Genomic DNA, 21,285 nt, shown 5'->3' on the forward strand with positions numbered 1-21,285 from the left:
GCTGTAGTGACAATCTATACACGCTTAAGTTATAAACGATACAACCACTCAACGTTTAATTATTAACACAAAACTGCGCCTTCTCCATAGAGTACTTTGGAGTACTAATCAGCTAGCACTAAATATAACACCTCACTAATTGTTGATGGAGTTAATTTACTTATCAGTGATTGACGCTTACAAAGCTAAGTATGGCGTTGAAATGAGGTCCCAGGTACAGAACAAGGTTTAACTACACATCAATATTCAGGTATTAGCTGGAAACTCAAAAGTGAGCAACCAATTAGCGCCGGTACTGAGGTTTTAGTAACCAAAAAAGAAGTGGGTGTTATGTGGGTTAAGCCTAAAAGCTAACCATCACTTTAAAACAAGCACTGTGTATAATAAATTACAGTAAAACGGGCGGCTCAAACTGCCCGTTTTTTATGCCTGAGATTTGAAATACAGCGCCTTGTTCAGTAACAGTATTATTAATCACTTCATCAAATGCCGATGTCACAAGTAACAACTCAGCATTTTCACCACCGAATGCGATGCATGTCGGCTTTATTGCACAAAGCTTTATTGTTTTAATTAGCTCACCGACTGGGGATAAACACATAACACACCCCATTCCCCACACAGCTAGCCACAAATTACCTAATTGGTCGGTTACGCAGCCATCGGGGTCAACATCAGTATTATTAAATTGATAAAAAACACGTGGCTCAGAGCAAGGTTCGCCAGTTTGCTCATCCAAATCTAATACATAAATACAACTCGTTAAAGAGTCGCAGTAATAACCGCGTAAACGTGGCTTATCAAAGCACAATCCATTTGGGATACTCAAACCACTTACAACGGCTTTAAGCTGGTGTTTATAATAACGGTATATTTTACCGTAACCTTTTTTAGCATTTACGTTCATTGTACTTAACCAAAAACCACCCCATGGATCAGCGCGGCCGTCGTTTGAACGCCTATTTAGTTGTGTATTTTCAATATTAAGAATAAGGTGGCGAGTGCTCGAATTAATATGGTATTTATATAAACCAGTGCTTGTACCTAGCAACAAGTGCTGCTCATCAATCCACGCTATTGCACTGAGCGTATCGGGCATATTAACTGTTTTTGGTTGGCTTTCGCTGTGTATTTTTTTGCTTAAAAGTAATTTTTTATTTATGTCGACCCAAAAAAAAGTATTCAGCATAGGGTGCCAAAGAGGACTTTCTGCAAGCTGATTCTGTGTGCTTTCAAAAATGGTTACGCTAGGGTCAAACATAAATACTTATTCTTTATTATTAACAAAGCCTTGTAACCCAAACCTTACCAGAAAACAGTGAATTTCGCGATGTGTACCTGGCTTTAATTTATCAACACGCCCTAGTGACTGCAAAATCAATATCATTGGACCACCGGCTAATTTTAAAGTTGGGCGTACCACTAAAAAGTTTGAAATACTTAATAGTGGTTACAACATGGGAGTTGATACTGCTAAGGCCTTTTTAGCTAAATAACTGCATTATTTAACCTAATAATTGCGGTGTTTTACCCGCAATAACTGCGGTGTTTTACCCGCAATAACTGCGGTTAGTAAACCAGCTAACATAGCTCCCACAACGGTGCATATTGCACCGCCTAAAATACCGTAAACACTCATAAAACATATCAGCGCTAAACCAAATAGCAGTGCACTTAAAAATGTTTTAGTCGCTAATGTAAGTGTGTTTTTTCGTAGGTTGAGCATCATTAATAATAAACTTACCATCGCAATTGTAATTAGTAGCTCGTTCATGCGGGTTGTACCTCAATTTGTAATTTTTGTGTGTTTTTTATTTTTAAGACAACAAACATACACACGATACCCACCACCATAAAGCTTATATCTACTACCGCGACAAGCGAGCTATTAAGGTTAATAACATTGCTAACGCCAAGTAAAATATTAAGTGGCAGCACCAAAGCAAGCGAAGCGCCGCATAGTAAAAGTGTCAGCTTAAAATAGTTTTTATAACCTATGGGCAATACACTTAATAGTAACCATGCCAACCACGTATAAAAGAACACGGGTCCAAAAAAGCTATTTTGCGCCACACCAACAACGCTATAATTAAGTAAAACTTGCACAGGAAATAGCACAAAGCTTGCTAATACCAAACCGCCACAACTGCCAATAATAAAACGATTCCAGCGTGCATATGCCTGCATACTCAGTGAAGGGCTACTGCCACGTGTGCGCTTTGTTAGCCACATCATCATGCCCGAAATAGGTAAAAGCGCAGTACTTAAGCCAAGCAATACCCAAAGTAATTTTACAAACACTCCTGCAAAGTTCCCAAAGTGCAGCGGAAACATCAACTCAATTACTTTTATCGAAACACCTGAAATATCACCAAAACTACTCATCGACTGCACAAACTCACCATTGCCCTGATAATGCAGTAACTGAGAAGCAACAGCCTCGCCACCTAACAAACGCAAATATACCTGCGCATTCGCATCGTTATGCGCCATTATTGTGACATCCCTAATTATTGCTTCAGGGTAACGACTATGAGCATGCTCTAAAATAGTGTCTATTTTTGTAGGTTGCTTAATGTGGCTAACTACAGGCTCAGGAATAGCGGTAAACGTTTCTATTAACTTATCTTGATCGCCACCAAAGCTCACAAACGCAGCTGCTGGTAGTAAAATAATGGTTGCGAGCCCTAAAAATGATCCTGTAAAACCAATCACAATATTAAATACGCTGCCCCAAATACCTATAACCTTATGAGCATCGCTTACTGCAATATCTAACCCTTTATCTCGCCTAAACGTAAAGAGCTCTTTTATCAATTTGCGATGAATAAACAAGCCTGTCACTGCACTTACTAAAAGCGTTAAACCTAAAAACCCAGTGAGTATTAACCCAATTGGTCGCCCTAAATGCAAATCTGCATGAAACTCACCTATATAAGTTGGCGCATCCGTTTTTTTATTGGCGTAAAACTCTTTACTAGGCCCATAGTAAGTATTTTCCAGCGTCAACGTATCGGGATGAAATTGAAATACTCTGGCCACCTCTTGGTCGTAATTTTCATCGCCATGGTGAGATTCAAATACCAACGTTAACAAATGAAAGTTATGCCCACTTGGTAAAAACACATGAATGTTTTCGCCAAATTCACTAGGTACTTTTTTATGGTATTCGTTTACTAGTCGGTTAATTTGCGCGCTGGCAACGTATTGGCTAGATTGTAGTTCTGGATTAGCCCATATTTTTAACTCAGGTCGCGACAGAACTGCTAACGCCCCACTAAATGCAACAATAAATAGCAGTACCGCAGTAATAATTCCTACCCAGCTATGTAATAAAAATAGCTTTTTTAAAGTAATCGACTTCATCCCTGCCCCTGCGTTAACGCCCAAAAACTCAATAAACCATGTAATACACACAATGCAATCATTACTACAAAAGGTTGCCATACTTTTTGCGCCAAATACGCATAAATAAACAACGCAGTCCAAATAATAGGAAAGAGTAAAATAGGCAGTAATATTTGTTCATTCATTTGAAACGGTAAATAGGTTGTCATACCCGGAATCATTATTACCGCTGTAACTAGCGCTAATACACACGCAATTAAGTGCCTTCGCCGTGTAGCTGTAAACGTTTTTTTATTATTCATTATTCGCTCAATAAATTTGCCCAAACATATACAAAACAGCACATGCAAATGATAACAATTGTCATTATATTGTGCATTTAATGCTTAATGCAATTTATTAAACAAATTAAGCCTAAAAACACTGTTGGTTTGCCTTAAGAGCTTTTATGCTACGCCTCGCAATTTAGGTACGCAGTAATGCGTCATTTCAGTTAAGCCGAGTTCGGGCTTTTTAATTTTTCAGGAAGCAGTAAACCGTGGATATAATTAACGCAATTATTTTAGGTATTATTGAAGGTATAACAGAATTTTTACCCATATCATCAACTGGGCACTTAATTGTAGCGTCAAAGTGGTTAGGCATTGAATCAACAGACGCTAACCTCGCCTTCGAAGTAATTATCCAGCTTGCCGCCATTTTAGCGGTACTAGCCAACTATAAAGACAAGTTCAGCCCTAAACATTTCAATTTATGGGTGAAAGTTGCCATTGCATTTATTCCTTTGGGTATTATTGGTTTTATATTTAGTGATGTAATAAAAACACTGTTTAGCGTACCGGTAGTAGGTGTTATGTTTATTGTAGGCGGTGTGATTTTTTTACTATTAGAGCGCAGTTATAAAGAGACTCACTGCACAACTACCGATGTAACCCAAGTTACTTATAAACAAGCTCTTTGGATTGGCGTAGCACAAGTATTTGCGTTAATTCCAGGGACTAGTCGTGCTGGAAGCTCTATTGTTGGTGCCATGTTGTGTGGTTTAAACCGAAAAGCCAGCGCTGAATTTTCATTTTTACTTGGTTTACCTGTACTTGCAGCAGCCTCAGGGTACGACTTACTTAAACATTACCAACTGTTTAGCTTAGATGACCTAACTGCCCTTGCAGTTGGCTTTTTAACATCTTTTATAGTTGCTTATTTTACTATTAAACTATTCATACGCTTTCTAGAAAATTTCACTTTTGTTAGTTTTGGTCTTTACCGAATCGTATTTGGTGTTATTTTATTAACTAACCTGAATTCTGGTTAAGAGATTTAAAAACACTATAAATAATAACGATATTTAAGTCTGTTTCTCTCTAGCTAGAAATTTTTGGTGAAAACAAGGCGAATTTACGCGTCAATAGCTGGTCTATTGCAAGGAAATTCAACGCAGTTAGCGCTAAAAATAGCTGCTTGAGATAGATTTATTATCCAGAACTCAGGTTAGCTATAGCCTACACATAAGAGAATATTATGAGCGAAAAAATAAACGAAGAAGCACTCCACGCCCTAAAAATAGCTTTTACTTACATGCCTAAAGCGATTGAAGTGACAAAGTATGAATATGGCGAGCGTTACCAAAGCGTGCTTGATCACATTGAAGCTGTACGTGAAACACTGCTTATTAACGATGTTGACCCAGAGGAAGTAGGCGGCGATATCAACCCGCAATATACCCCAAATTCAACGTATTAAAAGTATACCGCTGAGTATTATATGCTCGGCGGCATGTTGCGCTATATACAAGGGCCTGTTTATCTTTCGAGGTTAAATTTGCAGCAGACTGTTTGGTATTTAGGCAAGGCTGAGCCTATGTAGTGTGGTTATTCCCCATAAATAGGCGATAACGCAGCATAAATGCCAAACATGCGCTGCCCTTTGGGTTCTGCCTAGGGACAATTTACTCTTTGTTGCTCGGTTTTTACTTATTCTTACATGGATGTAAGCCAGTAGAATAACGCAGGAGCAGTTATCGAGCCCACTAGGTTACAAATCTCGCGCCGCGATTAAATCGCCCCTAGATTGAACAAATTTTAATCCTGAAAGGTCAACAGGCCCTACTACTATTAATAAATCACTAACTTAGTTCATAAAAACATAAGGTTATAAAATTTAATACGTATCAATTTTAGTTATTAGTAATTAAAACTGCTAAACTGGATTTTAAACTAATACCAATGCCCTAATTGGCCTATGTATTATATAAATTGAACAAAAGCTTACGGGGTGTTTTCTTTTGAATTTTTTACGATGTTTTCACGATATAGTTTCTAATCAATCTCTTGATTTTGAAAATAAAATTAATAAGCTCTTAGTGTTTGGGTTAGAAGTATTTGACCTTGAGCTAGGTATTATTAGTAAAGTAGATAAAAACAGCTACACCGTTTTATATGCCAAAACCCCTGACAACTCACTTTTACCCGGTACCGTGTTTGAATTACAAGGCACCTATTGCGTACATACGCTCGCTGCAGGCTCTGCACTTGCCTTTCATAAAGCATCTCAAAGTGCAATTGCAAACCACCCATGTTATATAAACTTTCAGTTAGAGTCTTATATTGGCGCGCCAATAAAAATTGGTGATAAAATATTTGGCACCGTTAACTTTTCATCCATAAACAGCTCTCCAGCTTTTAATGATGCAGCCTATGATTATATTGAGTTATTTGCACAATGGCTTGGATCGGAATTTGCTCGCACTCAAGCTAAAGAACAACTCATAAAAAATAGTAATACTTTATTAAAGTTAGAGAATGTAGCAAATATAGGTACGTGGGAGGTTGATCTAGTCTCCGATAAAATTACCTGGAGCGAGCAAACATACCTCATACATGAAGTGGATGAACAATTTCAACCGCAAATGAATTCTGCAATCGAGTTTTATAAAGAAGGCCCAAGTCGTGAAGGCATTACTCGCGCGGTAGAATTAGCCATAGAAAAAGGCAAAAAATGGAATTTAGAGCTAGAAGTAATAACCGCTAAAAATAAACACTTATGGGTGGCTACCTTTGGTGAGGCCGAATTTGATGAAGGCCGATGTGTCCGATTATTTGGCACCTGCCAAGATGTAACCGAGTCAGTAATGCTCCGAGAAGAGCTTAAACAAAAGCAAGCTCAAGCAGAGCGCCTACTTGAAGACAGAAGCATGCTATTTGCTAAAATCAGCCACGAATTAAGAACCCCACTGAATGGCATTACAGGTATGCTAACCACATTAGTTGATGAACACAGTGAAGAAGTCCGCGCTGAAAAAATTAAAATAGGACTTAGAAGCGCCGATATTTTGCTTAGTATTATTAACGAAGTGCTCGATTTTTCTAAAATTAATCATGGTGAGCTAAAGCTTGAGCCTACTGACTTTTTACTAAAAACAATTTTTACCGATTTAACTTCTTTGTATACACCTCTATTTAAAAACACGCATGTAACGCTACAAGTAAATAATACAATTGATGACAACTGCTGGGCGTTTAGCGACAACACACGCCTTAGCCAGATTGCTTCTAACTTACTGAGTAATGCACTTAAATTTACTGAAAATGGTTCAGTTACACTAAACACAAGCCTTTCTAAAGTAAAAGCTAAGCTAAATTTAAATATTGAAGTGTCTGATACAGGCCGAGGAATGAGTAAAAACTTTTTAGAATCACTGTTTTCTCCTTTTTCTCAAGAAGTAGATGCTAAGAATTCAAAAGGTGGAACAGGCCTTGGCCTTGCAATAGTAAAAGAGCTTGTTGAATATATGGGCGGAAAAATAAAGGTAAAAAGTACACCTAATAAAGGCACTACGTTTTTAGTAAATATTCCTATTGAGAAAGGGACAGAACAAAAACAAGAAAGCCTTAAATCAACGTTAGATATCAATGGCAGTGAACTATCAGTGCTTGTAGTAGATGATAACGACATTAATAGGTTGGTACTTCATGCTTCTTTAGGCAAACTTAATATTAAAGCCGACTCAGCAGTTGATGGCCAAGATGCTGTATTAAAATGTCGCCAAAAGCATTATGACCTTATTTTTATGGACTGCATAATGCCCATACTCGATGGATTTGAGGCAACAAAGCAGCTTAGATCAGAAAACATCTGCTCGCATGAAGAAACCTACATAGTGGCTATAACTGCTAATACTTCATCACAAGATAAACTTGCCTGCAAACAAGCCGGTATGGATATGTTTATATCAAAACCTTTTAAACTACCCATACTTGAAAAAGCAGTTATTAACGCGCTTGAGCATACAGCTAAAGTTAGCTAACCTTTATAGCTAACTGATTGGTTAAATAAGGATATAAAATGAAAAGTATAATAAGAACAATACTATTTACGTTGCTTTGTTTAGCAATATTTAAAGGCGTTTCCACTGAGCAATGGGGGTCATCAATAACGGTAATTATCGTATCAGGAATATTGCTGTTAGTTACATTCATCAGTGCTAAGTCATCGCGTGGATCATCAGCTTATACTGGCAGTGACTCATCAGTTTCCTCTAGCAGTAACTCATCGCACTCTCATACACATTGTAGCGGCGGTGATTCTGGCGGTGGGTGCGATTAAATCGTGTGCTAATTCTTAAGCATTAAAAAAGCCGCCTTTGGAGAAGGGCGGCTTGGGTTAACAAACAGCTATGGGTGTAGCCTTGCTGTTATATCAAGAGAGTTTTTACTAATTACATTAAGCAGCGCTTTGATCAGCTTCTTCAGAGTGACGAATTAAATAATCAAATGCACCTAAACTTGCTGTTGCACCGCTGCCCATTGCAATAATAATTTGTTTAAACGGAGTATTAGTTGCATCCCCCGCGCCGTAAATGCCTGGTAATGAAGTTGCGCCTTTAGCATCAATCAGTATTTCACCAAATTTGCTTAATTCAAGGTCGCTATCTTTTAACCATTCCGTATTAGGTATTAAGCCTATTTGTACAAATATACCGGCAAGTTCAAGCTCTTTGCTCTCTCCCGACACTCTATCTGTGTACATTAAGCCAGTTACTTTTTTACCATCACCAAGTACTTCGGTTGTTTGTGCACTTTTGATAATAGTAATATTAGCCATGCTTTTAGCTTTACGAATAAGCACTTCATCAGCACGTAGTGTGTCTGCAAATTCAAGTACCGTAACGCTTTGCACAATATTAGCTAAATCGATTGCCGCTTCTATACCTGAATTACCACCGCCAATTACGGCAACAGGTTTACCTTTAAATAAAGGACCATCGCAATGTGGGCAATATGCCACACCATGGCCGCGATATTCTTGCTCCCCTGGTACGTTCATTTCGCGCCAGCGTGCACCAGTGGCAAGTACGAGCGACTTAGCTTTGAGTACTGCGCCATTCTCTAGTGTAATTTCGTAGCCATTGTTATAACCAAGTGCCGCTGCCCGCTGATTATGCATTACATCTACATCGTATTCTTTAACGTGCTCTTCAAGCTGGGCAACCAATTTTGGCCCTTCAGTCGCCTTAATCGAAATAAAGTTTTCTATTGCTAATGTATCTGCAACTTGTCCACCAAATCTGTCGGCAACAATACCTGTATTTAACCCTTTTCGTGCTGAGTAAATCGCAGCCGATGCGCCCGCAGGCCCGCCACCAATTACAAGTACATCAAATTTATCTTTTTTACTTAGCGATTCAGCTTGGCGCTGTGCCCCTTTGCTATCTACTTTATTGAGTATGTCGGTAAGGCTTAGTGCACCTTGGCTAAATGGTTCGCCATTTAAATATACAGCCGGTACAGCTAAAATATTTCGCTCTTCTACTTCGTCTTGAAATAATGCGCCATCAATCATGGTCGCTTTAATATTGCTGTTTGTCGCTGCCATAGTATTAAGTGCTTGGACTACTTGCGGGCACGTTTGGCAACTTAAACTTATATATACTTCAAAGTTAAGTTCTTGAGTGAGCGATTGTATTTGCTCAATGTCTTCGCTTTTAGCTTTACTTGCGTGTCCGCCAGTATGTAAAAGTGCTAGCACTAAACTTGTGAATTCGTGGCCCATAGGTACGCCTGCAAACGTAATATGAGTGTTTTTAATAGGTGAATGTACAACCATTGACGGGCGACGCGCGCTTGTATCTGGGTTGTTCATTACCGTAAATTTATCGCTCAGTGAGGCTAAATCGTTCGCTAAGCTTTCTACTTCTGCTGATTTTTTGCTGTCATCCAAGGCAATAAGCAGCTCAACAGGTTGAGTAAGCGATTCAAAATGGCTTTTTAATTGATTTTTTATGTTGTTATCTAACATGGCTTAACCCTTTTAGGAAAATTTAAACAGCAAGCCTCCCATGCCAAATAATGCATGTGCTTAAACAAGTATATTGATATAGGAGGCACCAACAAACGGATGTTCGTTGATTTAAGGGCAGTTACCTGCCCTTATAGTAGGAATAAATCTATACTTAGATTTTACCAACTAGGTCTAGTGAAGGTGCAAGTGTGTCTTCACCTGGCTGCCAAGATGCAGGACAAACTTCACCGTCGTGAGTTGCAATGTATTGTGCAGCTTGTACTTTACGAACAAGTTCTTTAGCGCTTCGACCAATACCTAAATCGTGAGTTTCGATAATTTTAATTTCGCCTTCTGGGTTCATTACAAATGTTCCGCGAAGTGCTAAGCCTTCTTCTTCAATCATTACGCCAAAGCTACGAGTAATACGTCCTGTTGGGTCGCCAATCATTGGGTAAGTAATTTTACCAATTGTGTCTGACGTATCGTGCCATGCTTTATGAGTGAAGTGAGTGTCAGTAGATACTGAGTAAACTTCTACGCCCATTTCTTGAAGTTGTGCGTAATAATCTGCAACATCACCAAGTTCAGTAGGACATACAAATGTAAAGTCTGCTGGGTAAAAGAAGAAGATTGACCATTTACCTAGAACATCTTTTTCAGACAATTCTACAAAGTCACCGTTGTGGTAAGCGGTTGCATTGAATGGTTGTAATTTAGTATTGATTAATGAAGTGCTCATGGTATTTCCTCATCTATATTTAATGTATTTAAAAAGTAATCAACGCTCTCGTTTAAAACGACCTTCTGCGTTGGTTTGGTTAATACAATAAGGCTAATGGATAATTAAATAAAATTGATTGTTTAGATTAAAGCAATCGGTTTTTTGGATTGAACTATATAATCCCTGTTATCGTAAGCATTACTTGGATTGTAAACGCTGGCGAATTATTAAGATCGCTAATCGCAATACTGCTACAATAGCCGCGCTTCAAATAAGTCATTAAATATAAGGCACGCCGTAATGGAAAAATTTTTTAACCACATACAACTAGGTTACTTAGGCTTAATCCCGTTTTTAGGGTGTGTGGGTTGGCCGCTTATGTTTGGCAGTAATAGCCTTAACTTAGAGTTTTTTACTTTTTACAGTATTGGCATTTTAGCATTTATGTCAGGTAACTTGTGGCGTGCCGGAGAGCAAAGCTATAGCGATGCGATAAAAGCAGTTTTACCTGTAATCCCGGTGCCATTTTTATCTTTTCTTCCTGTTGAGTGGGCACTTGCCTGGTTAGGAGCCAGTTTTTGGTTAGTACTTATATTTGAAAAAGCCACGCCACAATGGCAAACCTACCATAAAGATTATCAAAAAATGCGTGTTGTACTTACCTCCGTTGTGTTTGTTTGTCACATCCTAACTATTGGTATGAGTATTTATCCTAAATAGCAACTGTAAACTTAAATATTGCGTGGTAATAAGGTAATATCCGCGCACTGCTATTTGAGGACACACCATGATTGACCAACTACGCCAACAACTCGATGAACTTGGCGAAAACTACGTAGAAAAAAACGCTGCATTTAAAATCAAAGTGATCCCATTTTTTTGTGCTATTCGCATTAAAAAAGATCATAAAAGCGAAGGTCGTTTAAGCTTTTATTCAAGTCAATTACTCGAAATTTTCTTAGTCGTCTTATTTTTGCTATTTGGTTTAACACTGTACGATACAGATGCAGGATTTACTCACGGCCCTATTCATATTGCCTTTGCCATTTTAATTACCTTTAATCTTATTATTAAACAAATCGCAATTGAAGGGTTAAAAACCAGACTTGCGTTTCATCGTTTACTAGCAAAAGACTCACAAACAAATAGCGATATAAATAATACTGCTACAAACATAAACGCTAAATAAAATATGTATTTAAATCCTCAATGGCGAATACTCACCGTAGGCGATGGCGATTTATCGTTTTCGAACGCTATTTACACTCATCTATCGCCAAAAGCTTTGGTTGCATCCACTTACGATGACCAAACTACTATTGAGCAAAAGTATCAGCACAATGCACTTGGCAATCTAAAAGCGCATAACGTTGAGGTACTTAATAGTTTTGATGTAACAAATCCCGCGTGTTGGCAAACTCTAAGTGAAAACCAGCACAGCTTTGACGTGGTTATTTTTCAGTTTCCGCTTATACCTGCCTTTGTTGGCCGTGAAGCATTTGAAAACAACACGCGCCAAACCAGTATGAACGTATTAAACCGCGCTTTACTGCATCAATTTATTAAATACGCTAACGAATACGCGCTTGATAAAAATGGTCCAATGCTGTGTTACATCACTTCAAAGGATGTAAAACCTTATCGAGAATGGAATATAGAAGGGAGTTTAAATAACGGTTTAAACGCTGATTATTTAGGCCAAATCCCATTTGATATTAGCCATTTTGAAGGTTATAAAATTCGTAATGTTGACCGCGACAAACACGTAAAAGACACCAGCGGCATAACTTACGTTTTCAGCCCAAAAAGTATTGATACACATACTAGCGAATTAAGCTCACGTCTTACCAAACCTGCATACTTAACATCTAACCATTGCCCCCTTTGCCGCGTTGGACCCTATATGGCAAGCGAGGACGAAACCAAGCATCTAAACGCTAAAAAGCATCAGCAAATGCTACATCTTGAAAGCGATTGGCAACAATGGCTAAATGAGTTTTATAGCTAATAAATAGCCCTACTACAGTTTATTTAATTACACCTTTTCGTGTTTAATTAAATCAGCTGCTTTTTCAGCAATCGCAATTACCGGTGCATTTGTGTTGCCGGTAATAATGGTAGGCATAATCGACGCATCGACTACGCGTAAGTTACTTACCCCGTGTACTCGCAAATTAGTATCCACCACTGCCATTGGATCCTGCCCCATTTTACATGTCCCGACTGGGTGATATTCGGTATCTGCAGTTTGGCGTATAAACTCAATTAGCTGATCATCATTATTTATATCAAGCGGATAGAGCATTTTACCGCGTATGTTATCAAAAGCTTTGCTTTGCATAATAGTGAGTGTTTTTTTAAGGCCTGCAAGCATTACAGTTAAATCATCTGGATGGCTTAAATAATTAGGGTCTATAAGCGGTGCACTACGCGGGTTGTTATCAGCTAATGTAATAGTACCTCGGCTTTTGGGGCGCATAATACTGCTGTGTATACTGTAACCATGCCCAGTGTGTAATTTACGACTATGATCGTCCACCAGCCCAATTACAAATTCTAGCTGCACATCGGGCGCTGGCGAGCCTTCAAATAATTTAATAAACGCGTGCGACTCTGCAAAGTTACTGGTTAATCGCCCTTGTCGTTTACTAAACCAGTTAACACAGCCTTTTATAATGCTGGCAATGCCTAGCGGGCTTATACCAAATGTGCCTTTATTTGTTTTTGATTTATAAAGTGGCACTACTGTTAAATGATCTTGTAAATTAGCGCCAACACCTTCAAGTACGTGCTGAACCTTAATGTTATGTGCACTTAAATGCTCTTTTGGGCCAATACCTGAAAGCATTAATATTTGAGGCGAATTAATAGCGCCAGCACTAAGTATTACCTCTTTTTTAGCACGTAAATTAATAACCTCTTTATTACGCTCTATTTGCACGCCTTGCGCTATCTTATTGGTTATATTTATTTTATTAACGTGGCTATGGGTTAATACCGTTAAATTGGGGCGGTTTAAATGCGGTGTTAAATATGCTTTTGCTGCACTACAACGCTCGCCATTGTGCTGAGTTACCTGCGATAGACGTGCGCCGCTTTGCTCTTTGCCATTTATATCGTCGCTTAAATTAACGCCCTGCTCAGCACAGGCATTTAAAAAATACTGGTTTACATCGCTTGGGTTATTTAGCTCTTGTACATGTAGCAGACCCTTTGTCCCGTGCAGCTCATTATTTATAAACGCTTTATTGTTCTCAGCTTTAATAAAGTACGGAAGTAAACTCTCAAAATCCCATCCCGTGTTGCCATTAGCCGCCCATTGGTCGTAGTCGTACTTATTACCTCTTATGTAAACCATTGCATTAGTCGAGCTAGACCCACCCAGTACTTTGCCACGCGGCACAAACCCACAACGGTTATTAAGCTCTTTTTGTGGCACCGTATTGTAATGCCAGCTATTTATGCCATAAGGCACACTCGCTGCTATGCCTGCTGGCATTTGCACAAATACACTGTTATCACTGCCGCCAGCTTCAATTAAGCACACACTTACATTTTTACCCTCAGACAATCGCGATGCCATAACGCAGCCGCCACTACCTGCGCCAATCACAATGTAATCAAATGTTGTATTGTTCATGGTGTACCTTAATAAAAGTTTTAAACGGCTTTAACAGTAATAGTGCATAGAAAAACTCAACAAAACTTGATATTTTTAGACATCGTTTATTTGAGGTTAACCATGAGCAGCCTAATCAGAGCCACGTCATTACAAGGTATAGATACCCTAATTAGCGAATTTGGCGGCGATCCGCATGAAATAATGCGAAACTGTAATATTAATAACGTTGACTTTAAAAATCTCGATAACCAATATTTACCTTATCGAGATTACGCTGAGCTATTAGAATACTGTGCTTGTAAGTTCAATTGTTCTAGTTTTGGCCTTAAGCTCGCAAGTAGACAAAATTTTGATATTTTAGGACATATTGCAATAGCAGCTAAAAATAGTACTAATTTAGGTGATGCACTTAATTGGGTTATTAAATACCTTCACTTGCACAGCCCTGCACTTAGCTTAAACTCGCACCCTTTAGAGAATGATAAAAGCTTGTTTTTATCATTCGAAATTAATTTAAAACCATTACCGAACATTAACCAAGTGATTGAGCTAACCATTGGTTTAGCATTGGCTGTTATTAAAAAGCTGAGTAATAACCGCTGCAAACCAATTAATATATTTTTGCCAAAAAAATTAAGTACTAATACTCGTGCCTATAACACTTACTTTGGTTGTAACGTTATAGAGCATCGCAACAGCGCTGGTATTGTAATCTCAAAAAGTGATTTAACTCTTGAGCTTGATCACCCTGAACTAAATAAAGTACAAGCAGCGCTAAGCTTCTTGGCAAAAAACAAAGAACACACACAACCATTACCCAACCAAGTTAGTGCACTAATTAGGCCTATGCTTCCTATTTATCAATGTAGTAACCAAACTATTTCAGCTGCGCTGGGTATGCACCCGCGTACTCTGCATCGAGAACTTATCAAACATAATACGAGCTTTGTAAAACTTAAAGATGCCACTCGTCGCGCTTTAGCTGCACACTATTTAGCGCAAAACCAATTTACAATATCAACCATATCTGAGCTTTTAGGGTATCAGGAGCAAGCAACACTAAGTGTTAATGTTAAACGCTGGTTTGGATGTTCTCCTCGAGCATATAGGACTAAAAAAATGTTAAACTAAACACTCTTATTATTATTTTTATTTAAGCTAAGGAGTGAGCATGAACTTTGTTATTGTTGGCACCAATTTTATTAGCGACACACTGTTAGCCGCTGCAAATACGTTAAACGATTTTAATTTATATGGTGTGTGCTCGCGCGTAGTATCAAGCGGCGAAGCATTTTTAGCCAAACACCCACAAAATGCACAAGCAAAAATTTTCACCTCAATCGAGCAAGTATGCCAAGATCAAAATGTTGATGCCGTCTACATAGCCGCCCCTAACAGCTTACATAAGCAATATGCCGTTATGTGCCTAGAAGCAGGTAAACATGTCCTTGGCGAAAAACCATCAGCTGCTAATTCTAAAGAGCTTGCAAGCATTATAGCTACAGCAAAAAAACATCAGCGCCTTTACATGGAAGCCATGATGACCACTCACTTGCCTAACTTTGCACGGCTGCAACAGGCAATGGTAAAAATTGGCATACCACGTAAATATATTGGGCAATACAGTCAATATTCATCGCGTTACGATAAGTATAAAAATGGCGAACGCCCAAATACGTTTTTGCCCGAGTTTGCTAATGGTGCTTTAGTTGATTTAGGGATTTACCCACTGTATTTATTAATTGCACTTTGGGGATCGCCGCAAAGCGTAAGTGCCAGTGGCGTATTACTTGATACAGGTGTTGATGGTGCGGGGGATGTATTACTAAACTACGCAGATAAACAAGCCGTTATTAGCTACTCTAAAATATCGCAAGGCGACAACATAACCGAAATACAAGGCGAACTTGGACGCATACGTATAGAAGCTGTATCGCAACTCAAAAAGGTGGAGTTTATTGCTAATAATGGTGAGGTAGAGGTTATATCCCAGCCGTTTGATGAGCACTTTATGAAATACGAAGTTGAACATTTTATGGCATTAGTGAAACAAAATGTTCTTGAGTCACCCGTTAATACACATATTTTAGCCAGTAACGTAATGAGCGTACTTGATGAAGCGCGCAAACAGCTTGGGGTTGTGTACCCTAACGACTAACTAAATAAAATATGGGCGTTAACCAACGACAGTTAACGCCCAGAAGAAAGCTTAAATAGCTCTCGTACAACGACACATTTTATAAAACACATTTAAAAATAGCGATCCCCATCCATGGGCAATCAAATACTTCTACAACAAACTTAACACTAACAACCCAAATTCGGTTTATTACCAATATTTATTATTCAATAACCTTAAAACTAACCTAACACATAAAAACATTACCAATCAAGCTAGCCAATTGCATTATTTTAAACTAAATTGGTAATACAAGAATACAACCATTGGTGTATAGTGGTTTTTAACCATAACATCGCGTTAGAATTTTGACATAATAGTGAATTTTGAGGTAACCTCTGGTATTAACAGTTGGTTTTGACTTTTAGGCCCAAGAGGCCATTATTCCTTAAGGTAATGAAGGTAAAGTATGGGTAATCGTCGCTTATTTTGGCGCATAGTTGATAAAATTGAGTCTTTAATAAATCAAGGCGAATTTTCTGCTGGGAGTCGTTTACCACCTGAACGTGAACTTGCAGAAATGTTTGATGTAAGTCGCCCTACCATTAGAGAAGCTATTATCGCATTAGAAGTACGTGGCCGAGTTGAAGTTAAAACCGGCTCTGGTGTTTACGTAGTAGAACAAAAAAATGCATCTATAAAATCAAAAGAGATCAGTGCATTTGAACTTACTCAAGCTCGCGCATTAATTGAAGGCGAAATTGCCGCTTTAGCTGCTCAAAGCATTACAGAAGAAGAACTAGAGCAACTAAATAAAACATTAATTGCCATGGAAAAAGGCCTGTATGTTGAGCAAGCCGACCGTGAGTTTCATGAAATTATAGCTAGAGCAACGCGCAATAAAGCACTTGAATTTGCAGTGTCTAACTTGTGGGATTTACGTTTAACAAACCCACAAATTGTTGCTGACTATGGCAGTGTCTGTAAAAACAATAACGAGTGCGTTATGGACGAACACACCGCTATTTATACAGCCCTAAAGTCGCATGATGCAAATGCAGCGCGCAGTGCAATGCACAAACATTTTAACCGCTTAATTAATGCTTTATTTGACGCTGTAGAATCGCGCGCACTTGAAGAAATTAAACGCAAAAATGATGAAAAACGAGGCCTCTACTCGCTTGATGGCTTAGTTAATAAAAGTGCCCATTAAGGCCTTTTAACCAACTGATTAAAGTTAGCAAACGCCTGTTTGCTAACTTTACCTCTTACTTTATTTACCTGCCCTATTTAATATACTTTTAATTGCACTATTTTTGGTCGCAAACACTTACCTATAAATTTAAAAAAAGATACTATGCCGCCATTAATATCGGGCGGGTTTAGCTTTTATACTCCCTGCATTACATAACTAATTGATAGAGTTACTCAACTCAAGGATAAAAATGCAAGCATCTTCAAAAAGTTATTTACTGGCTATAGTGTGTGTACTGCTTGCTATGATGACCATTCAAACGGGCGCGTCATTTGCAAAGCAGCTTTTTCCTATTGTTGGCCCTGAAGGTACAACTGCCCTTAGGCTTGGTTTTTCCGCCTTTATACTTTGCTTAGTGTTTAAACCTTGGAAACACTTACCTACTTCTGGTAATCGTATTCCTATAATTGTGTATGGTTTAAGTTTAGGCGGCATGAACATTTTGTTTTATTACGCCATTGAACGCATTCCACTAGGCATTGGTGTAGCGCTTGAATTTACAGGCCCGCTTGCTGTTGCCTTATTTTCATCACGCCGCAAACGTGACTTATTTTGGGTTGCCTGTGCTATTGCCGGTATTTTGCTTCTGCTTCCAGATATGAGCGGCCAAGACAGCCTTGATCCATTGGGTGTAGCGCTTGCGCTTGGTGCCGGTGCATGTTGGGCAGGTTATATATTATTTGGTAAAAAAACGGGCACACAAAGCTCTGGTGGAGCAACTGTCGCATTGGGTATGACCGTTGCCGCTATAGTGCTAGTACCATACGGCGGCATTATGCAAAGCGCCGCGTTTACGTGGGAAATTATCCCACTGGGTATTGGTATTGCTATTTTATCAAGCGCACTGCCTTACACACTTGAAATGGTTGCACTGCGTAACATGCCTTCACAAGGGTTTAGCGTAATGATGAGTTTAGAGCCTGCAATAGCTTCGCTCGCAGGGTTTATTATACTGGGTGAATTACTTACTTTATGGCAGTGGCTCGCTATTTTACTTGTGATTATTGCATCTGTTGGTAGCTCGTTTTCAAACGCAAAAAAACAGGCTACTTAATTAACTACCAAATAAGCTAAATAAAGTCACCACGCAACATGGTGACTTTATTATGTTGTATCCGGTAATTTTTTAACTCACAGCCTTACTTTGCTTTTTAGTTGTAACCAAATAACCAATCAACGAAATAAGCGGCATGCCGGTAGCGACCAGAGCAATACCTGTCCACCCGCCCGCTTCATATAATGGGCTGGCAATAAGCGAGCCTACTGCGCCACCTACAAATATACTCGTCATGTAAATAGCGTTTAAACGCGCACGACTTTGTGGTTCTAGTGCATACACTGCACGTTGACCCAATACCATATTGGCCTGCACAGCAAAATCAATAAACACACCGGTTAATGCCAATACTATAATGCCGTAAGGTAACTCAAATAAGCTTGGTAAAAAGCACACTGCTGCAATTACTTTGGCCAGTAACGATAACTGATGCGTATAGCCTTTATCGGCTAAACGACCAACAATGGGGGCAGCTACAGCACCTGCCGCACCCACTAGTGCAAACAATGCTATTTCTGATTGCGATAAACCATACTCACGGGCAAGCACAACCGGTACGCTCGTCCAAAATAAACTGAACGATGCAAACATTAATGCTTGAAAAAGTGAACGTTGGCGCAGCACTGGTTGGCTTATCATTAACTGTTTAAGCGATTTTAATAACTTGAAATACGTTGTTTTATGGGTAGGTTGCCTGCTTGGAATAGCAAAATAAATTACGCCTGCAATAAACACCATACACCCTGCTGCAAAGTAAAATACAGCGCGCCAACCAAAGTGATCGGCTATTAAGCTCGATATAGGTCTTGCCAGCAAAATACCTAGCAAGAGACCCGCCATAATATTGCCAAGAACCTGTCCGCGCTTCTCGTCAGACGATAAATGCGCAGCAAGCGGAATAAGCACCTGAACAGAAACCGAGCTCATGCCTATCATTAAACATAAAATAAGCATTACATTAGGTGAATCAGCAAGTGCCGTACCCACCAAACTCAAAAACGACACAGCTAAAGTAATAAGCATTAAACGCTTATTTTCAATTAAGTCAGCTAATGGCACTAAAAAAAACAACCCCAAAGCGTAGCCTATTTGTGTAAGCGATACGATAAGGCTAGCACTGTGCGCACTTAATCCAACTTCTGGGGCAAGCAACTCAATAATAGGTTGAGCGTAGTAAATATTGGCAACAATAAGACCGCAACACAAAGCAATAATAGTAACGAGTGTATTGCTAAGTGGTTGTGGTGAAACGCCTGGTTGGGTCATGTGTATCTCTACTTTATAAAAATAATAAAACCCAACCAGCAAACGCGGGTTGGGTTTTTACAAAAAGCTTCGTTTTACTTAATTGGTGATGGCTGCCCATGTGGGCTTGAGCGTAAATACTGTTTAGGTGCAGTTACTGTAGCGCCAAGCTCTGCAGCTGCATGCCACGGCCAATGCGGGTTATATAAAATGCCACGCGCCAGCGCTACACCATCGGCTTGCTGCTCACTAATAATATCCTCGGCTTGTTGCGCCTCAGTAATTAAACCCACCGCTATAACAGGCATATTCACAGCTTCTTTAATAGCTGTTGCAAACGGTACCTGAAAATTAGGTTTTACTGGTATTTGTTGCTCAGGACTTAAACCCGCAGTACTTACATGAATAAAGTCACAGCCGAGTTCATCAAGCGCTTTACTAAGCACTATCGATTGAGCTAAATCCCAGCCGCCTTCAACCCAATCAGTTGCCGAAATACGTACACCCACTGCTTTTTCACTAGGAAATACCGCTCTTACCGCTTTAAACACATCAAGCAATAAGCGCATTCTGTTTTCTAGGCTGCCACCGTAGTTGTCATCGCGCTTGTTTGAAAGTGGCGACAAAAACTGGTGTAACAGGTAACCGTGCGCACCATGTAGCTCGATTAAATCAAGGCCGAGTTCATCAGCGCGTTTAGCTGCACTGACAAAGTCTTTAATTAATGAGTCTATGTCGTCTTGGCTCATTGCTTTTGGCACTGGGCTGCTATCGTCGTACGCAACTGCCGAAGGTGCGAGCGTTTGCCAGCCATTTACATCATCAGGTGCAATCGCATCGCCACCGTCCCATGGTTTTTCAGTTGATGCTTTGCGCCCAGCATGCGCCAACTGAATACCAATAGGCATAGGGCTATATTGTCTTACTGCTTTTAGGCTTTTGCCCAGGGCTTGCTGGGTTTCGTTATTCCAAAGCCCTAAATCGCCGTAGCTAATACGCCCTTCTGGGTTTACTGCTGTTGCTTCTAAAATTAGCAATCCTGCACCACTTAAACTCAATTGGCCTAAATGAATAGTATGCCAATCGCTAGCAGCGCCATTGTTTGCTGAGTACTGGCACATGGGTGCAATAATAATACGGTTATTTAACGTTACTTGCCCAAGTGATAAAGGCGAAAATAGTTGGCTCATTGTTAATCCTTAAAAACACGCACAAAAAAGTGCGGACAAAATAAAAAAGAGAATACGAAGCGGCAATCAAACACGCTCACTCAATAACTTACACAGTTACTTATAAATACGACTACCACTCTTAATGGGGATAAAAACATACTTTAATAGTGCTGATAAAAGCATAACTAATGACATTATAAACTATCAATTTTAATGTAATAATTTGTTTAACGAGCACGTCATAAAGCCATCTTTAAAATATGAATGACTATTTACCTTTAAACAAGGGTGTGATTTTTAACCTAACTGTACCTAATAGCACTAAGCTATTGCTTGTATTGCCTATTAACTAAATAAAAACCCTACATATCAACCATATTTATTCTATAAAAGTGAATTAAAATTCAATTTAAATATTCCAAGCTACTTCACTCCCTGATAAACTGCTTAACTTAATTTACTAATGT

At 39.1% G+C, this 21,285-nt stretch carries 21 protein-coding genes and 1 pseudogene; 13 read left to right on the forward strand and 9 right to left on the reverse strand.

Annotation, left to right across the window (positions count from 1 at the left end; genetic code table 11):
- Positions 1 to 216 precede the first annotated feature (216 nt).
- Positions 217 to 354, forward strand: a pseudogene (locus I6E82_RS19810) (NfeD family protein); the annotation flags it as partial.
- A 34-nt stretch (positions 355 to 388) separates the two neighbouring features.
- Here I6E82_RS19810 and I6E82_RS06195 read toward each other — a convergent pair.
- Positions 389 to 1,261, reverse strand: coding sequence for an SMP-30/gluconolactonase/LRE family protein (locus I6E82_RS06195; RefSeq protein WP_197117153.1), 873 nt, complete (start codon positions 1,259 to 1,261; stop codon positions 389 to 391).
- A gap of 61 nt (positions 1,262 to 1,322) precedes the next feature.
- On the opposite strand from I6E82_RS06195, the gene I6E82_RS19815 reads away from it, so the two are divergent.
- The gene (locus I6E82_RS19815; RefSeq protein WP_407072740.1) at positions 1,323 to 1,496 is read left to right on the forward strand and encodes a DUF6363 domain-containing protein; all 174 of its coding nucleotides are present in this window, start codon (positions 1,323 to 1,325) and stop codon (positions 1,494 to 1,496) included.
- Between the two features lie 14 nt (positions 1,497 to 1,510).
- On the opposite strand, the gene I6E82_RS06200 is transcribed toward I6E82_RS19815, so the two are convergent.
- The 3 genes from I6E82_RS06200 to I6E82_RS06210 are packed head-to-tail and all read right to left on the reverse strand — an operon-like array spanning position 1,511 to position 3,650.
- Positions 1,511 to 1,774: a hypothetical protein gene (locus I6E82_RS06200; protein WP_197117154.1), complete on the reverse strand. Its 264-nt coding sequence runs from the start codon at positions 1,772 to 1,774 to the stop codon at positions 1,511 to 1,513.
- Positions 1,771 to 3,366, reverse strand: coding sequence for a PepSY-associated TM helix domain-containing protein (locus tag I6E82_RS06205; RefSeq protein ID WP_197100724.1), 1,596 nt, complete (start codon positions 3,364 to 3,366; stop codon positions 1,771 to 1,773). The genes I6E82_RS06200 and I6E82_RS06205 overlap by 4 nt, the downstream gene beginning before the upstream one ends.
- Positions 3,363 to 3,650, reverse strand: a complete 288-nt coding sequence (locus I6E82_RS06210) for a hypothetical protein (RefSeq protein ID WP_024591874.1) — start codon at positions 3,648 to 3,650, stop codon at positions 3,363 to 3,365. Before I6E82_RS06210 ends, I6E82_RS06205 begins: the two co-directional genes overlap by 4 nt.
- A gap of 236 nt (positions 3,651 to 3,886) precedes the next feature.
- On the opposite strand from I6E82_RS06210, the gene I6E82_RS06215 reads away from it, so the two are divergent.
- The 4 genes from I6E82_RS06215 (at position 3,887) to I6E82_RS06230 (ending at position 7,950) form a co-directional block, all read left to right on the forward strand.
- Positions 3,887 to 4,660 (forward strand): undecaprenyl-diphosphate phosphatase, encoded by a 774-nt coding sequence (locus I6E82_RS06215; RefSeq protein WP_024593084.1) that lies wholly within the window; start codon positions 3,887 to 3,889, stop codon positions 4,658 to 4,660.
- A gap of 206 nt (positions 4,661 to 4,866) precedes the next feature.
- Complete coding sequence (locus tag I6E82_RS06220; protein ID WP_007581825.1) at positions 4,867 to 5,088, forward strand: hypothetical protein; 222 nt, start codon at positions 4,867 to 4,869, stop codon at positions 5,086 to 5,088.
- 541 nt (positions 5,089 to 5,629) lie between these two features.
- A complete protein-coding gene (locus I6E82_RS06225) occupies positions 5,630 to 7,651 on the forward strand; it encodes a GAF domain-containing hybrid sensor histidine kinase/response regulator (RefSeq protein ID WP_197117155.1) in 2,022 nt (673 codons plus the stop codon).
- A 38-nt stretch (positions 7,652 to 7,689) separates the two neighbouring features.
- Positions 7,690 to 7,950, forward strand: coding sequence for a hypothetical protein (locus I6E82_RS06230; protein WP_197117156.1), 261 nt, complete (start codon positions 7,690 to 7,692; stop codon positions 7,948 to 7,950).
- A gap of 117 nt (positions 7,951 to 8,067) precedes the next feature.
- On the opposite strand, the gene ahpF is transcribed toward I6E82_RS06230, so the two are convergent.
- Positions 8,068 to 9,642, reverse strand: coding sequence for an alkyl hydroperoxide reductase subunit F (ahpF, locus tag I6E82_RS06235; RefSeq protein WP_024593080.1), 1,575 nt, complete (start codon positions 9,640 to 9,642; stop codon positions 8,068 to 8,070).
- Positions 9,643 to 9,796: 154 nt separating this feature from the next.
- Positions 9,797 to 10,366 carry an alkyl hydroperoxide reductase subunit C gene (gene ahpC / locus I6E82_RS06240; RefSeq protein ID WP_007581822.1) on the reverse strand — a complete coding sequence of 190 codons (570 nt, stop codon included), beginning with the start codon at positions 10,364 to 10,366 and terminating at the stop codon, positions 9,797 to 9,799.
- Positions 10,367 to 10,648: 282 nt separating this feature from the next.
- Between ahpC and I6E82_RS06245 the strand changes: the two genes are divergently transcribed.
- From I6E82_RS06245 to I6E82_RS06255, 3 genes are all read left to right on the forward strand, one after another.
- Complete coding sequence (locus I6E82_RS06245; RefSeq protein WP_197117157.1) at positions 10,649 to 11,068, forward strand: DUF3429 domain-containing protein; 420 nt, start codon at positions 10,649 to 10,651, stop codon at positions 11,066 to 11,068.
- A gap of 67 nt (positions 11,069 to 11,135) precedes the next feature.
- Positions 11,136 to 11,537 (forward strand): hypothetical protein, encoded by a 402-nt coding sequence (locus tag I6E82_RS06250; RefSeq protein ID WP_002960599.1) that lies wholly within the window; start codon positions 11,136 to 11,138, stop codon positions 11,535 to 11,537.
- Positions 11,538 to 11,540: 3 nt separating this feature from the next.
- Complete coding sequence (locus tag I6E82_RS06255) at positions 11,541 to 12,356, forward strand: class I SAM-dependent methyltransferase (protein ID WP_121955528.1); 816 nt, start codon at positions 11,541 to 11,543, stop codon at positions 12,354 to 12,356.
- A 27-nt stretch (positions 12,357 to 12,383) separates the two neighbouring features.
- Here I6E82_RS06255 and I6E82_RS06260 read toward each other — a convergent pair whose 3' ends face one another.
- Positions 12,384 to 13,988 (reverse strand): GMC family oxidoreductase, encoded by a 1,605-nt coding sequence (locus I6E82_RS06260; RefSeq protein WP_197117158.1) that lies wholly within the window; start codon positions 13,986 to 13,988, stop codon positions 12,384 to 12,386.
- Between the two features lie 102 nt (positions 13,989 to 14,090).
- Here I6E82_RS06260 and I6E82_RS06265 point away from each other — a divergent pair, with 102 nt between their 5' ends.
- The 4 genes from I6E82_RS06265 (at position 14,091) to I6E82_RS06280 (ending at position 18,398) form a co-directional block, all read left to right on the forward strand.
- Complete coding sequence (locus tag I6E82_RS06265; protein WP_197117159.1) at positions 14,091 to 15,101, forward strand: AraC family transcriptional regulator; 1,011 nt, start codon at positions 14,091 to 14,093, stop codon at positions 15,099 to 15,101.
- Positions 15,102 to 15,141: 40 nt separating this feature from the next.
- Positions 15,142 to 16,128 (forward strand): Gfo/Idh/MocA family protein, encoded by a 987-nt coding sequence (locus tag I6E82_RS06270; RefSeq protein WP_197117160.1) that lies wholly within the window; start codon positions 15,142 to 15,144, stop codon positions 16,126 to 16,128.
- 430 nt (positions 16,129 to 16,558) lie between these two features.
- Positions 16,559 to 17,302, forward strand: a complete 744-nt coding sequence (locus I6E82_RS06275; protein WP_002960591.1) for a FadR/GntR family transcriptional regulator — start codon at positions 16,559 to 16,561, stop codon at positions 17,300 to 17,302.
- Positions 17,303 to 17,534: 232 nt separating this feature from the next.
- Positions 17,535 to 18,398, forward strand: coding sequence for an EamA family transporter (locus I6E82_RS06280; RefSeq protein WP_024591885.1), 864 nt, complete (start codon positions 17,535 to 17,537; stop codon positions 18,396 to 18,398).
- A gap of 72 nt (positions 18,399 to 18,470) precedes the next feature.
- Here the strand turns inward: I6E82_RS06280 and I6E82_RS06285 are convergent, their stop codons facing one another.
- Together I6E82_RS06285 and I6E82_RS06290 are read right to left on the reverse strand one after the other, a co-directional pair.
- On the reverse strand, positions 18,471 to 19,667 hold the full coding sequence (locus I6E82_RS06285; protein ID WP_197117162.1) for an MFS transporter: 1,197 nt from the start codon (positions 19,665 to 19,667) through the stop codon (positions 18,471 to 18,473).
- A 74-nt stretch (positions 19,668 to 19,741) separates the two neighbouring features.
- Positions 19,742 to 20,836, reverse strand: a complete 1,095-nt coding sequence (locus I6E82_RS06290; protein WP_197117164.1) for an NADH:flavin oxidoreductase/NADH oxidase — start codon at positions 20,834 to 20,836, stop codon at positions 19,742 to 19,744.
- Positions 20,837 to 21,285 lie beyond the last annotated feature (449 nt).

Source organism: Pseudoalteromonas sp. NZS11 (genome assembly GCF_015864765.1).
Lineage (GTDB): Bacteria > Pseudomonadota > Gammaproteobacteria > Enterobacterales > Alteromonadaceae > Pseudoalteromonas > Pseudoalteromonas arctica.